The 14448-nt window shown below is 49.8% G+C and carries 11 protein-coding genes; 9 read left to right on the forward strand and 2 right to left on the reverse strand.

The window, feature by feature from the left end:
- Positions 1 to 31 precede the first annotated feature (31 nt).
- Positions 32 to 1510 (forward strand): DUF2142 domain-containing protein, encoded by a 1479-nt coding sequence (locus AUMI_RS00970; protein ID WP_096380318.1) that lies wholly within the window; start codon positions 32 to 34, stop codon positions 1508 to 1510.
- Here AUMI_RS00970 and AUMI_RS00975 read toward each other — a convergent pair.
- Positions 1507 to 2889 (reverse strand): glycosyltransferase family 4 protein, encoded by a 1383-nt coding sequence (locus AUMI_RS00975; protein WP_148664034.1) that lies wholly within the window; start codon positions 2887 to 2889, stop codon positions 1507 to 1509. The two genes, AUMI_RS00970 and AUMI_RS00975, sit on opposite strands and share 4 nt — an antisense overlap.
- Positions 2890 to 2933: 44 nt before the next feature.
- Between AUMI_RS00975 and rfbA the strand changes: the two genes are divergently transcribed.
- The 6 genes from rfbA to thrB all read left to right on the forward strand — a co-directional run bounded on the left by rfbA (position 2934) and on the right by thrB (position 10415).
- Positions 2934 to 3794 (forward strand): glucose-1-phosphate thymidylyltransferase RfbA, encoded by an 861-nt coding sequence (gene rfbA, locus AUMI_RS00980; RefSeq protein WP_096383363.1) that lies wholly within the window; start codon positions 2934 to 2936, stop codon positions 3792 to 3794.
- A 45-nt stretch (positions 3795 to 3839) separates the two neighbouring features.
- Positions 3840 to 5504, forward strand: coding sequence for an arginine--tRNA ligase (gene argS / locus AUMI_RS00985; protein ID WP_096380322.1), 1665 nt, complete (start codon positions 3840 to 3842; stop codon positions 5502 to 5504).
- 118 nt (positions 5505 to 5622) lie between these two features.
- Positions 5623 to 7053 (forward strand): diaminopimelate decarboxylase, encoded by a 1431-nt coding sequence (lysA, locus tag AUMI_RS00990; protein ID WP_096380325.1) that lies wholly within the window; start codon positions 5623 to 5625, stop codon positions 7051 to 7053.
- On the forward strand, positions 7050 to 8378 hold the full coding sequence (locus tag AUMI_RS00995) for a homoserine dehydrogenase (RefSeq protein ID WP_096380326.1): 1329 nt from the start codon (positions 7050 to 7052) through the stop codon (positions 8376 to 8378). Before lysA ends, AUMI_RS00995 begins: the two co-directional genes overlap by 4 nt.
- A gap of 1 nt (position 8379) precedes the next feature.
- A complete protein-coding gene (gene thrC / locus AUMI_RS01000) occupies positions 8380 to 9465 on the forward strand; it encodes a threonine synthase (RefSeq protein ID WP_096380329.1) in 1086 nt (361 codons plus the stop codon).
- Positions 9465 to 10415: a homoserine kinase gene (gene thrB, locus AUMI_RS01005; protein ID WP_096380332.1), complete on the forward strand. Its 951-nt coding sequence runs from the start codon at positions 9465 to 9467 to the stop codon at positions 10413 to 10415. Before thrC ends, thrB begins: the two co-directional genes overlap by 1 nt.
- Before the next feature lie 3 nt (positions 10416 to 10418).
- On the opposite strand, the gene AUMI_RS01010 is transcribed toward thrB, so the two are convergent.
- Positions 10419 to 11291 carry a glycosyltransferase family 2 protein gene (locus tag AUMI_RS01010; RefSeq protein ID WP_096380333.1) on the reverse strand — a complete coding sequence of 291 codons (873 nt, stop codon included), beginning with the start codon at positions 11289 to 11291 and terminating at the stop codon, positions 10419 to 10421.
- Between the two features lie 244 nt (positions 11292 to 11535).
- Between AUMI_RS01010 and rho the strand changes: the two genes are divergently transcribed.
- The gene (gene rho / locus AUMI_RS01015; protein WP_231951775.1) at positions 11536 to 13314 is read left to right on the forward strand and encodes a transcription termination factor Rho; all 1779 of its coding nucleotides are present in this window, start codon (positions 11536 to 11538) and stop codon (positions 13312 to 13314) included.
- A gap of 3 nt (positions 13315 to 13317) precedes the next feature.
- Positions 13318 to 14397: a peptide chain release factor 1 gene (gene prfA / locus AUMI_RS01020; protein WP_096380337.1), complete on the forward strand. Its 1080-nt coding sequence runs from the start codon at positions 13318 to 13320 to the stop codon at positions 14395 to 14397.
- The last annotated feature ends 51 nt before the right edge of the window (positions 14398 to 14448 follow it).

The following is a 14448-nucleotide window of genomic DNA, read 5'->3' on the forward strand; positions in this document are numbered from 1 at the left end:
ATCAGCTCTATAGCCCTCATAGACTCAATGCATGAGGACTTTGTTTTTGTCTCGTTGGAACGCTATTTCGTTAGCCCTTGCAATCGTTGCATCAGCATTAAGTTTGACTGCGTGGAGTTTTGCCTCACCTGTTGGGGCTGGCCCCGACGATGACTATCATTTGGCAAGCATTTGGTGTGGAGGGGGTACAAATGAAACCCTCTGTCAACCCGGAAGAGACCCAGGTGAACGCTATCTGCCTACAGCATTTAGCCAGTCAAATTGTTTTGCCCTACATCCAGAAATAAGCGCTTCTTGCCAGGGGAAAAATTTTGGAATTGACCAAACACAATTCGGGTTCACAACCAGAGGAAACTTTACCGGCGACTATCCTCCATTTTTTTATTTCGCAATGTCTCAACTTGCTGGTGATCACATTGATGTCTCCGTGTTACTCATGAGAGTGTTAAATTGCCTTCTGTTTGTATTCCTTACAACAATTTCATTTTTTGTAATCAACAAAAACCTTCGAATTCCGCTTTTAGTTGGAATGTTGTCTACCATCATTCCTCTAGGCGTTTTTGTAATTGCTTCCATTAATCCAAGTTCTTGGGTCCTAATCTCTGCATGCCTTCTTTGGCCGTTATTGGTGACTTTTTTTTCCGCTTCAGGTAAACGACGTATTTTGGCACTTACACTTTCGTTACTATTAGTCGCTATGGCGTCAGGCGCCAGAGCAGACGGCGGGATCTTTGCAGTTTTAGCATGTGTGGTCGCAATGACGTTGACGTTCTCTAAGACAGGATCTTGGTGGAAGTCTGTTTGGATTTTTGTTGCAATCATCGGTATTTCATTGTTGTCAATTTGGTTTTCACATCAATCAAATGCTGCAATTAATGGTGTCGCTTCTGGTGACGAAAATGTAGATTTGTCTGTTTTGATTACTGCGAACCTCATTCAACTTCCAAGCCTGCTTGTGGGCATTTTCGGAACATGGGGGCTTGGATGGCTCGATACGGAAATGCCAGGTAGTGTGTGGGTCAGCACTTTATTTATTTTTAGTGCTCTTGTGTTTTGGGGTATGGGCTACTTTGACAAGAAAAAAGCCCTAGCTGCGACCTTTTTATTTTCGGCACTGATTGCTTATCCTCTGGCATTGTTAGTTTCGAGTAGTTCTTTCGTTGGTTCTAATGTCCAACCGAGGTATGTACTTCCTCTAATTATCATGTTTGCCGGGGTTGTATTCTTTGGTGCGACAGAAAACATCTCAGCGTTTTCGCATACTCAGGGGATTATTGGCGGTGCCTTAATCTGGATTGCGTTTACAGTCTCACTCCAGGTAAACATAAGAAGGTACGTTACAGGTGTAGACGTAAAGGGTTGGAATCTGAGCAAAGATGCAGAATGGTGGTGGACCTTCGGGCCAACACCGATGGCAATTTGGATTCTTGGTTCTCTCAGCTTTGCTTTACTGGTTTCCGTCCTAGTTGCTAGCTATTTCAGAGAAATAAAAACCGCAAAAGCATACTAATTTTTTCTGTTAACAAATCTGGAAATCTTGCTGAAGAGTCCAGTAAGTCCCTCTTTTTTATATGTGTGTATGGCTGCTGTAACTAGGTACTTGAACCCTACAGGTTGTTTTAATTGTTCTGCCTGGAATTCGAAATTTCTGCCTTCCTTAATCCAAATTTCATTGTCTGAGGCGTGACATGCGTTATTTACAAAATCGACTAGAGGTGAAAAAACTGTATTCCAATAAAATTCTGCTCTTACTTTTTCAATATTTGACCGAAATTTTGAATGTAGTTCCTTGTCAAACAGAATTTTTTCAAGTGCGATTGTCAGGTCAGAGGTGTCTTTGTCTTCGACTGTAATTCCGAGTTGTTTGAGTTCAACTAAATTTGCAAAAAAATCTCCCCTTGTAACAACCATGGGTAATCTGGCCCAGAGGTAGTCGAGAATTCTAGTTCTGAAGGAGAAAGCGGTTTCAACATGTAAGTGATGAGTACTAACTCCTATGTCTGCTTCCAATAAGAAATTAGATCTTTCAGAAAACGGAACCCACGAGTCGTTGAAAAAAACATTAGTGTCCAAAACTCCTAAGCTTCCCGCTAGCTCTTTGGAAGTTTTGACGATATCCATTTCCGTTACGTGAGGGTTGGGATGTTTCGTTCCTTGAAAAAATAATTTGACTGTCGGGTACTTTTTTGAAAGCTGAGCAACAGATTTAATTAATGTTTGTGGATCAAACCAGTCATACAATCCTCCACTCCAAAGAATCACTTGGTCGTTTATGCCGATACCGGGAATAACACCCTTCATAACATTCCGTGTATGAATTGGTTCAACTTCAGATAAACCAAAAGGGACTACAGCAATTAATGAATCGAGAGAGTTGTCCTTTTTGTAAACGTAGGGATTGAGTCGACCGAGCGCAGCTAGCTGGCCAAGCCAGAAATCTCGCTGCCTTTCTGAAGCACAAATGAAAAAGTCTCCGCGAAGCAGCTGGTCATTTAGCACATCTGTTTCACTTTTGACCCTTTCAACCCATTTTTCTGTTGGCAGATTCTTGGCTTGCTCAAGTTGTTCTAGGTGCATGGGGTCGTAGATGTCTGCAACTAATATTTTGTTACTTTTTCTAAGCACTTCGAAAACGAGAAGAGCGTGCCCTTGAAAAATGATTACTTCTGCCCATTGCTCGTGTACCTTGAAGCTTTCATCATCGCCGAACGCGACGTATTCCAACCCAAATGGCACCTCAATTTTTTCAACACTTGTGCATGAAAGAAGTCGAACTGAATTTCCTGCTTGTGTGAGTGAATACGCCATATGCCAGGCACGAATGGCAGGGCCAGCCATACTGGCCCCTATGGGGTCTCCTGTGATGATGAGCACCCGTTTTTTTCCCATGTTTGAAACCCTATCAAGTGGAATGAATTGGCTAGTATTGGATGATGCGCGGAATAATTCTTGCTGGGGGAACCGGCAGTAGACTTTGGCCGATTACCAGGGCAATTTCAAAACAACTCATGCCTGTATATGACAAGCCAATGATTTATTACCCCTTGTCAACACTAATGATGGCTGGTTTGAGGGAAGTCCTCTTAATCACAACACCCGACCACAGATCCCAGTTTGAAGAACTACTCGGAGATGGATCGCAACTTGGGATGCGCTTGGAATACATCACTCAAGATGCCCCAGAAGGTCTTGCCCAAGCATTCACCCTAGGGGAAAATTTTCTTGATGGAGATAAGGCCGCGCTCATTTTGGGCGACAACATATTTCATGGCTCAGGTCTGGGGACATCCCTGAGTAAGCTACAAGATTTAGATGGGGCGAAGGTTTTTGCTTATCAAGTATCTGACCCCTCTTCTTATGGGGTTGTTGAGTTTGATGACAATATGCAAGCTATTTCTATTGAAGAAAAACCGGAACACCCCAAAAGTCATTTTGCAGTTCCTGGGTTATATTTTTATGACGAGAACGTAGTCGAAATCGCAAAACAGGTTCAGCCAAGTGCAAGGGGTGAACTTGAAATTAGTTCCATAAATGCTGTTTATCTTGAGAGTTCTAAATTGTCTGTTCAAGTTCTTGACAGGGGAACTGCATGGCTTGACACCGGAACGTTTGAATCAATGATGCAAGCTTCTGAATATGTCCGTGTTATCGAAGACCGCCAGGGTCTAAAGATTGGTTGTATAGAAGAAATCGCTTGGAGAAACGGTTGGATAACAGATAACGAACTGGTTAATTTAGCCAATCCATTGGTGAAAAGTGGATATGGTAGCTACCTTCTCGGCCTGGTAAATTAACCGCCTTAACCGCATTGTTGCGTTTCTATTTGAAAGAATCCCTTTTTGACACCCTCAGACTTAGCTAGTGAAATTTTAGGAAGTATTTTTCGTTTCCTTGAGCGGTCTGGTCTTGAAAAACCAAGTGTTACCGCTGATGACGTAGTTCTTGAACGCCCCAAGAATCGCGATCACGGTGACTGGGCGTCGAGCATTTCTCTCAAGCTAGCAAAACCCTGGGGTGTCAACCCTCGAGATTTGGCGATTGCCATTGCCTCAGAACTTGAGTCAGTCTCTGGTATCGCCAGCGTCGAGGTAGCCGGCCCAGGATTTATCAATATCCGCCTCAGTGCTGCTTCTGCCGGGGCTTTGGCTAAAACAATCGTTGAACAAGCAGCTGAGTATGGACGTGGTGATTTGTACAGAGGGGTCAAACTCAATCTTGAGTTTGTCTCCGCTAACCCAACAGGCCCCATACATATGGGTGGGACTCGTTGGGCAGCAGTTGGGGACTCTCTTGCCCGTGTTCTTGAGGCTGTTGGTGGTGAAGTCACGCGTGAGTATTACTTCAATGATCATGGTGCACAGATTGACCGGTTCTCACGAAGCTTGATTGCCGCATACCTCGGAGAACCAGCTCCTGAAGATGGCTACGGTGGTGCATACATTCATGACATTGCTTCCAGAGTGGTTGCAGCGTACGGGAACGATCTGACGGTCCTCCCTCGAGAAGAAATGCAAGAGGTCTTCCGCTCCATTGGCGTGGAACTTATGTTCGGAGAAATCAAAGCCAGCCTGCATGAATTTGGCGTGGACTTTGATGTCTACTTCCACGAAGACTCTTTACACGAATCACGTGCGGTAGAACGAGCTGTTGCACGACTTCGTGAACTAGGACACATCTTTGAACAAGATGGAGCAACGTGGCTGCGAACCACAGAATTTGGTGACGACAAAGATCGCGTCATTATCAAGAGCGATGGTCAAGCCGCCTATATTGCTGGTGATCTTGCTTACTACCTCGATAAGCGCGAGCGCGGCTTTGATCGAAACATCATCATGTTGGGTGCTGACCACCATGGTTATGTTGCCCGCATGATGGCAATGTGTGCTGCATTTGGGGACGAACCAGGTGTGAACCTGGAAATCATGATTGGCCAAATGGTCAATCTGGTTCGTGATGGTCAGCCCATGCGCATGAGTAAGCGGGCTGGAACCATCGTGACCCTCGAAGACTTAGTCGAAGCAGTTGGTGTTGACGCCGGTCGCTATGCACTTGTTCGTAGCTCCAGCGATTCCCAATTAGATATTGACCTTGATCTTCTGGGAAAAAAGACCAACGATAATCCTGTGTTTTATGTCCAATATGCTCATGCTCGGACGTGTGCAGTTGGACGTAACGCAAAGGCTTCGGGAGTTCGCAGAGAAGATGGCTTTGCTCCTGAACTTCTCGACCATGAAGCAGAGTCTCAACTTTTGGGTGTTCTTCAAGAGTTCCCACGGATCGTGACTCAAGCAGCCGAATTACGTGAACCACACCGTGTTGCCCGCTATATCGAAGAAGTAGCTGGGTATTACCACCGTTGGTATGACAAGTGCCGCGTGATTCCTCAAGCTGATGAGGAAGTAACCGATTTACACAGAACCAGATTGTGGCTCAACGATGCAACAGGCCAAGTGATTCGAAATGGACTTGGGCTTCTGGGTGTTTCCGCCCCGGAGAGAATGTAATAAGTTCGCCAACTTTCCAGGCCACGCCTAGAATTGAAGCTCACAAGTAATTGCACCGAGTTTCTCTCAATCAAAGTGTTTTTGCTGATCCAGGCACCATTTCTTGATAGGTATTTCTGTGGCTTCTCACCCGCTTGCACCAACGTGGCTCACGGCAGACGTCGATGCCAACGAGCTGGTTGATGGTGTTTGGGCTTCTTCGGTTACTCGGAACAGTGCTGGTGAAGTGCTTGTTGCTGGAGCACATGTTTCTGCATTGGCTCAAGAATTTGGAACACCACTTTTTGTTATTGATGAATCACATGCTCGAAATAGAGCTGTTGAAGTAAGAAACGCCTTTGAATCAGCTTTTTCTGCAGTTGGCACACACGCCAAGGCCTATTACGCAGGTAAAGCATTCCTGTGCACTGAAGTAGTTCGCTGGGTTACCGAGGCTGGTCTCAACGTCGATGTTGCCAGTGGGGGAGAACTTGCTGTTGCGCTCGCTGCTGGAATAGATGCTTCCCGCGTTGGTCTTCACGGAAACAACAAATCCCAAGCAGAAATTGAACGAGCTGTTGACGTCGGTGTGGGGACTATAGTTATCGACTCCTTCATTGAAATCGGTCGCGTTGAAGATGCTGCACGTCGTGCGGGCAAGAAGCAACGAGTACGCCTTCGTGTCAACAGCGGTGTTCACGCACACACCCACAGCTTCCTAGCCACTGCACATGAAGATCAAAAGTTTGGTGTCACCATCGCTGATGCCCCAGATTTGGTTTCAGAGATTCGTTCACACGAGTCGTTGGAATTTGTCGGCCTGCACTGCCACATAGGTTCACAAATCTTTGGGACAGACGGTTTTGCTGAGTCAGCAGCACGTTTGCTCGCACTTCATGCAGAACTGCTCAAGGAAGGCCCTGTTCCAGAGCTCAACCTTGGTGGTGGTTTTGGTATTGCCTATACCCCGGCAGAAAAGCCAACCCCCATCGAAGAAATTGCCTACGAAATTGCTTCTGTGGTCTCTACTCAGTGTTCTCGCTTAGGTATTGATATTCCAGTTATCTGTGTTGAACCAGGACGGGCAGTAATCGGAACATCCACATTCACATTGTATGAAGTCGGCACAGTCAAAGATGTTTCTGTTGACGTCGTAGATGACAACGGTGCTCCCACCGGCGAGTCCGCGATCCGTAAATATGTCAGCGTTGACGGTGGCATGAGTGACAATGCACGCCCAGCTCTTTATGGAGCTGATTACTCGGTTCGCATCGCGAATCGAGTATCTGATGCAGAACCTGCCCTGGTCCGTGTGGCTGGTAAGCATTGTGAATCCGGAGACATTCTTGTTTACGCGGACTATCTTCCTGGGGATGTTAAGCCCGGTGATTTACTTGCAATACCTGCAACCGGTGCTTATTGCTGGTCACTTTCTAGTAACTACAACTATTTGACGAGGCCACCTGTTGTTGCTGTCAAAGATGGTGTTGCCCGCGTTATAGTGCGCGGTGAAACTGAAGAAGATTTGTTAGCGCGCGATATGGGCGTTATCCGAAAGGTAAACACATGATCGAATACCGCAACGTACGTGTGGCATTGCTCGGCGGTGGAACTGTTGGTGCTCAGGTAGCCAGGCTACTGCTAGAACATAAAGAGGAGTTTGCTTCTCGAGTTGGTGCAAGCCTGGAGTTAACCGGTATCGCTGTGCGTAAACTCGATGCCCCTCGTTCAGCAGATCTACCTAAAGAACTCTTCACTACTGATGCAGAATCCCTGATTCTGGGAGCTGACATTGTGATTGAAGTCATGGGTGGCCTTGAGCCTGCCCGCAGTTACATTCTGCAGGCCATAAACTCAGGTGCTGACGTCGTTACTGCCAACAAAGCACTGCTTGCAACTCACGGAACTGAATTATTCGAAGCAGCAGAGCGCGTAGGCGCTCAGCTCTACTTCGAAGCAGCTGTTGCAGGTGCAATCCCCATTATTCGTCCGCTTCGCGAAAGTCTTGCAGGAGATCGTGTCAAGCGCATTATGGGAATTGTTAACGGAACTACTAACTACATCTTGGACAAGATGGATACCGAAGGTGCATCTTTCGAGGACGCGCTTGCAGTTGCTACTGAACTAGGTTATGCCGAGGCAGACCCCACTGCAGATATAGATGCATTCGATGCAGCACAAAAAGCTTCTATTCTTGCTAGCTTGGCTTTCCACACCACAATTCCTTTGGAAAAGGTTCACCGCGAAGGTATTCGTGAGGTCACGGGTAAGACTGTCGAACTGGCCAAAAAAGCTGGATATGTGGTTAAACTGCTGGCTATTTGTGAACGTTTGACCAATCCCAATACGGGTGAAGAAGCAGTTTCAGCACGTGTTTATCCTGCTCTGATCTCTCGTGAGCACCCCCTCGCTTCGGTCCACAAAGCAAACAATGCTGTCTTTGTTGAAGCAGAAGCAGCCGGCTCATTGATGTTCTATGGCGCTGGTGCTGGTGGGCCCGAGACTGCTTCAGCGGTTTTGGGAGACCTGGTCTCCGCTGCGCGTCGTCACATCATCGGTGGCCCTGGCTTGGGTGCGTCCACAAACGCCAATTTGCCCGTGTTGCCTATCAGTGCCATTACTACGCGTTATCACGTGACACTTTCTGTCTTTGACCGTCCAGGTGTTCTTGCTTCTGTTGCTGATGTCTTTGGGCAGCACGGTGTTTCTGTTGAATTGGTTGAGCAGGGAACCTTTGGCAGCGAGGCGGTGTCTGGTGAGGCTGCTCCGACGGCTACGCTAGTTATTGGCACGCACGCAGCTCTTGAGTCTGATTTAGCGGCCACCGTTTCCGCTCTTGCGCAGTTGGACGCCGTGAGCTCAGTGGTTTCGGTTCTACGAGTTGAAGGAGCCTAAGTTGGCACATCAGTGGCGCGGAGTTCTGCCAGAGTATGCAGACCGCCTCAACATTTCTGACGCAACCCCCATCATTACCCTGGGGGAGGGTGGCACTCCACTGATTGAAGCTAAGGCTCTCTCTGCTCGCACAGGTGCTCGTGTCTTTGTGAAGTATGAAGGAATGAACCCCACGGGTTCATTCAAGGACCGTGGAATGACCATGGCCATTTCTAAGGCTGTTGAACACGGTGCTAAAGCTGTTATTTGTGCTTCTACTGGTAACACCAGTGCATCTGCAGCCGCTTATGCAACCCACGCAGGAATCTCGGCAGCTGTGCTCATTCCTGAGGGCAAAATCTCGATGGGTAAGCTCAGCCAGGCTGTGGCCCATAACGCAGAGATTATTCAGATCGAAGGCAACTTCGATGACTGCCTCGATATTGCTCGTGACCTCGCAGAGAACTACCCCGTTCACCTCGTAAACTCGGTGAACCCTGACCGAATCGAGGGCCAGAAGACAGCAGCCTTTGAGGTTGTTGAAGTCCTCGGAGATGCACCAGACTTCCACTTTGTTCCCGTAGGAAACGCAGGAAACTACACGGCTTACTTCCGAGGTTACAGCGAAGAACTCGAACGCGGTGCTTCAACCAAGCTTCCTCGCATGTTTGGTTTCCAAGCAGCAGGTTCTGCTCCGATTGTTCTTGGCCACCCCGTAAAGAACCCAGAAACTATTGCCAGCGCTATTCGTATCGGTAACCCTGCATCGTGGGAGTTTGCGCTTGGCGCTCGCGACACCAGCAAGGGCTACTTTGGCGCCATTGATGACGCGGGAATTCTTGCTGCGCAGCGCATTCTTTCTGCAGAAGTAGGAATCTTCGTTGAACCAGCATCTGCAATCTCGGTTGCCGGTTTGCTCGAGCGTGCTGAGAATGGCCATATTCCAGCTGGTTCCACCGTGGTCCTGACCGTGACTGGTCACGGTCTGAAGGACCCACTATGGGCACTGAAGAAGGCGGATGGTACTGAGGTCACTCCTACCGTTGTTCCTGTGAGCACCGAAGAGGTCGCTGGTGTCCTCGGACTGGTCAAGGGCGCCGCACACTAATGTCTTCTGGGTCTATGCAGGTGCCGGTAGGCAGGGCAGTAACTGTCCGCGTACCGGCTACATCTGCAAACCTAGGTCCAGGTTTTGACACGCTTGGTCTTGCCCTTGGCTACTACGATCAGCTAGACGTTACTGTTCGTCCAGAAGCCGGCGCAACGGTTGAGGTTATCGGCGAAGGTTCTGCTGACTCCGCAGCTCCTGTAGCTACCGATTCTTCTAATCTTGTTGTGCAGTCCATTGCCCATGCTTTCGCGCATGCGGGCGTGGCAATGCCGGGTCTGAACCTCGTTGCCCACAACAATATTGCCCACTCACGAGGCATGGGCTCCTCAAGCGCGGCTATTGTATCTGGTCTTCTCGCAGCAAAAGGTTTACTTCAGGGAATCGCCGAATTCGATGAAGACACACTGTTGCGTCTTGCCACAGAGCTTGAAGGCCATCCCGATAACGTTGCTCCTGCACTTTTTGGTGGTCTGACGATTGCATGGACCACAGAAGAGGGCCCTCGTTGTAAGCGTTTGCTTGTTCACCGTGGTGTTTCTCCACTGGTGTTAGTGCCTTCGTTCACAATGTCGACTAAGCACGCACGCTCACTGCAACCAGAAAGCGTTCCTCACGAGGATGCCATTTTCAATGTGTCTCGCTCATCACTATTAGTTGCAGCACTCACTCAAAGTCCTGAACTACTTTTCGAGGCGACCGAAGACAAACTGCACCAGGACTACCGTGCTGAAGCGATGCCTCAAACAAGTGCACTGGTTAAAGTGTTGCGCGATAACGGGTTCGCTGCAGTAGTTTCTGGAGCTGGCCCATCCATTTTGGTGCTGTGTTCAGATCCAGCTCAACGTGTTGAAGCAGCACAGTTAGTTTCACAGCACGAAGAAACACCCTGGAAAGCACTCATGCTGGCAGTTGATTTTGCCGGAGCAACAGTCGTTACTGCGAAGTAATTTTTAGGTCGTTGCCTTACGTGCTTGGAACCAGAACCGCAACTTCAAGCCAATTCTGATTATTCCTCGCACAGGTGCCCACAAGATTCCTTTGTATTTCACCTGAATAAATCGCATAGCGCTTTCATGGTGAATGCGCAGCATTGTCTTCTTTGTGGCTTTGGTGCTTTCTCCGCCAATGTGCTTGATGGAGACTTCAGGGACATACAGGTTGGTAAACCCTAGCTTTCCTAGACGATAGCCCAGATCTACGTCCTCGAAGTACATGAAGTAGTGGTCATCGAAGCCACCGACTTGTTCAAAAAGCTCCCTGCGAGTAGCTAAACACGCTCCAGAAACCCATCCGGTCGGAACCGTTGAATCTTGCAGGTGTGCTTCGGAGAGGTAATTCTTTGTCCAGGGGTTACCGAGCCAAATATTGGCAAATAATGCATGGCCTACGCCGTTACGGATGGACGGAATGTTTCTGGCTGAGGGGTAAACGCTGCCATCCTCATTGAAAATGCGTGGCCCAGCCACTCCAACTTTCTCCTCGGTTACTGCTTCAGAGAGTCTATGGACTGCAGCTACGTTGAGCTCACTGTCTGGGTTGCACACCAGCAAGGTTGTGAGTTGTGCTTCAAGCCCGGGAACTGCCTTGTTGACTGCTGCTCCGTAGCCCACATTCTTCTCTAGTTTGAGGAGATTAACACCCAATCTGGTTGTCAGCTTCTGCGTGATGTCAATGTCTGCAGAGTTGTTATCAACCACTGTGATCTGGCTGGGGGAGGCAACCGATCGGATAGCACTTGCCAAGAAATCCGCCAACTGCGCACTGGAGTTGTAGCTCACAGTAATGATGGCTACATCAGCGGGGGCAGTAGGTTTCGGGCTCATAAGATTTATCCGCTGTCCAGACTACAAGGGCACACAGAGTCTTTTCGTGAGAACTGGCACAGCAAGCCCTGCTAGACTTCTGATGCACCGGTTGAAGCTACGTCATCACGTAACACACTTCCCGGAGCATTCCCCAGTTCGGTTTCGAACTTCACACATTCAGCACCATTACTTACCTGCATCTCTGTTCAGAGTTGTGGGGCAAAAAACTGGGTGCTTGATACATATAAACAAAGGAGAGCTCATGTCTGAGAACTCATTCGAAGAAACCCCCGCAGCAGAAGCTGCACCCCGCAAGCGCACCTCACGCCGCGCAACCGTAACTGCCCCCGTGTCATCTGCTGATGCAGTTTCAGGCGCTGTATCTGTCAGTGCTTCACAGCACGTCAACTCGGGCGACGCTGGTGTTCCTGCGCTTGCCCCTGCGTTGCAGGCAAGCGCTGAGGAAGCACCACGTCGCGGTCGCGGACGACCCTCCAAGAAGGCAGCCGAGGTAGCTGAAACGTCAGCACCTGAATCAGATTCACCCGCAGAAGCCAGCGAGGCTGGCCCACGTCGTGGACGTGGCCGTGGACGCAACGCTGAAGTAACCGAGAACACAGGTGATGCCGAGCAGAACTCTGGTTCCGCTGAGGGACCTGGCGACAGCGACAACGCTGATGGCGAGCGACCTAACCGTAACCGCAACCGTAACCGCAACCGTCGCGATCGTAACGACCGTGTTGAGGGAGATAATAACCGCAACAATGGCCCCGAGTCTGAGGGCGAAGAACGTAACGATCGTTACGACCGCAACGGTCGTAACAACCGTCAGCGTGACCGCCGCCGCGGTGGCCGCATGGGCGACGAGGTAGAACCAGAAATCCTCGAAGACGATGTCTTGATTCCTATTGCAGGCATTTTGGACGTACTGGACAACTACGCATTCGTGCGCACGTCCGGTTACCTCCCCGGCAACAACGACGTCTATGTTTCTCTTGGACAGGTCAAGAAGTACAACCTGCGCAAGGGTGACGCCATTATTGGTGCAATCAAGCAGCCTCGCGAAGGTGAAGGCTTTGGGCGTCAGAAGTACAACGCACTTGTCAAGATTGATTCCATCAATGGCCAGACCATTGAAGAAGCAGCCGCTCGCGTTGACTTCCAGTCCTTGACTCCTCTTTACCCACAGGAGCGCCTGCGTCTGGAGACCGAATCTGCCAAGATCACTGGCCGCATCATCGACTTGGTGTCTCCCATTGGTAAGGGACAACGTGGTCTGATTGTTGCCCCGCCTAAGGCGGGCAAGACCATTGTGATGCAACAGATTGCTAACGCAATCGCTCAGAACAACCCTGAGGTTCACCTCATGGTTGTTCTTGTCGACGAGCGTCCAGAAGAAGTAACCGACATGGAACGCAGCGTCAAGGGTGAAGTCATTGCCTCAACCTTTGACCGTCCGGCTGAAGACCACACCATGGTGGCAGAGCTCGCTATCGAGCGCGCGAAGCGCCTCGTCGAGCTCGGCCAGGATGTTGTAGTTCTGCTTGACTCGATTACCCGCCTGGGACGCGCCTACAACCTGGCGGCTCCTGCGTCTGGTCGTATTCTCTCAGGTGGTGTTGATGCAGCTGCGTTATACCCACCCAAGAAGTTCTTCGGTGCAGCACGCAACATTGAAAACGGTGGATCCTTGACCATCATTGCTTCAGCACTAGTCGAAACCGGTTCAAAGATGGACGAAGTCATCTTCGAAGAGTTCAAGGGCACCGGCAACATGGAGCTGCGTCTCTCACGTGCACTTGCAGACAAGCGCATTTTCCCAGCAGTTGATGTCAACGCTTCTGGAACCCGCCGTGAAGAAATGCTCATGGGTGCTGACGAGGTCAAGGTCACCTGGAAGCTTCGCCGCGCCCTTGCTGGTCTTGACCAGCAGCAGGCGCTTGAAAGCGTTGTGGGTAAGCTCAAGGAAACAGCAACCAACGTTGAGTTCTTGATGCTGATGCAGAAGTCCAACGCAGGTTCTGCTTCCAAGGAGGACTAATCCATGCTGTCTTCAGTACAAGGCCTTCTCGCCGAGTACGAAGAGCTGCAGGTTCAGCTCTCCGACCCGGCCGTGCACGCTGACGCTGCACGTTCGAAGAAGCTCAACCGCCGTTATGCAGAACTGAGTCAAATCAAGGCTGCCTATGAACAGCTCAACGCGTTAGAAGACGACCTTGCTGCCGCTAAGGAATTAGCCAAGGAAGACGAAGCTTTCGCCGCGGAAATCCCTGCACTCGAGGAAGCTATTCCTGGAGCACAGGAAAAGCTACGTCGTTTGCTCATTCCCCGTGACCCCGATGACGGCCGAGACGTCATCATGGAAATCAAGGGTGGTGAAGGTGGTGCAGAAAGCCAGCTCTTTGTTGCTGACCTTTTACGCATGTACCTGCACTATGCCGAGTCCAAAGGCTGGAAGACCGAAGTCCTCGATAAGACCGAGTCTGACCTTGGCGGCTACAAGGACGTTCAAGTTGCCATCAAAGGCAACTCGAACGACCCAGCGCAGGGCGTCTGGGCTCACCTCAAGTTTGAAGGTGGCGTTCACCGCGTACAGCGCGTCCCCGCAACAGAGTCTCAAGGCCGTATTCACACCTCTGCTGCCGGTGTTCTCGTCTTCCCTGAAGTAGATGAACCTGAGGAAGTGCAGATCAACCAGAACGATCTGAAGATCGATGTGTATCGCTCTTCAGGTCCTGGTGGTCAGTCTGTGAACACCACTGACTCTGCTGTGCGCATTACCCACCTTCCCACTGGAATTGTGGTCTCCATGCAAAACGAGAAGAGCCAGCTGCAGAACCGTGAAGCAGGTATGCGTGTGTTGCGTGCACGTATTCTTGCTCGCCAGCAGGAGGAAGCAGCTGCAGAAGCTAGTGCGGCACGTAAAGAGCAGATTCGTACCGTGGACCGCTCAGAACGTATTCGCACCTACAACTTCCCTGAGAACCGTATTGCAGACCACCGCACCGGGTACAAGTCCTATGACTTGGACCGGGTGATGGATGGGGCTCTTGAGCCTGTGATTCAGTCCTGCATTACGGCGGATGAAGAATCGCGCCTGGCAGCTTTGGGCGACCAAAACTAAAGACTTCTAAGAGCTTGCTATGAAGCTCTAAACTGGACGTCTAGCCTGTGG

Origin of the sequence: Aurantimicrobium minutum (genome assembly GCF_002355535.1) — a bacterium.
Lineage (GTDB): Bacteria > Actinomycetota > Actinomycetes > Actinomycetales > Microbacteriaceae > Aurantimicrobium > Aurantimicrobium minutum.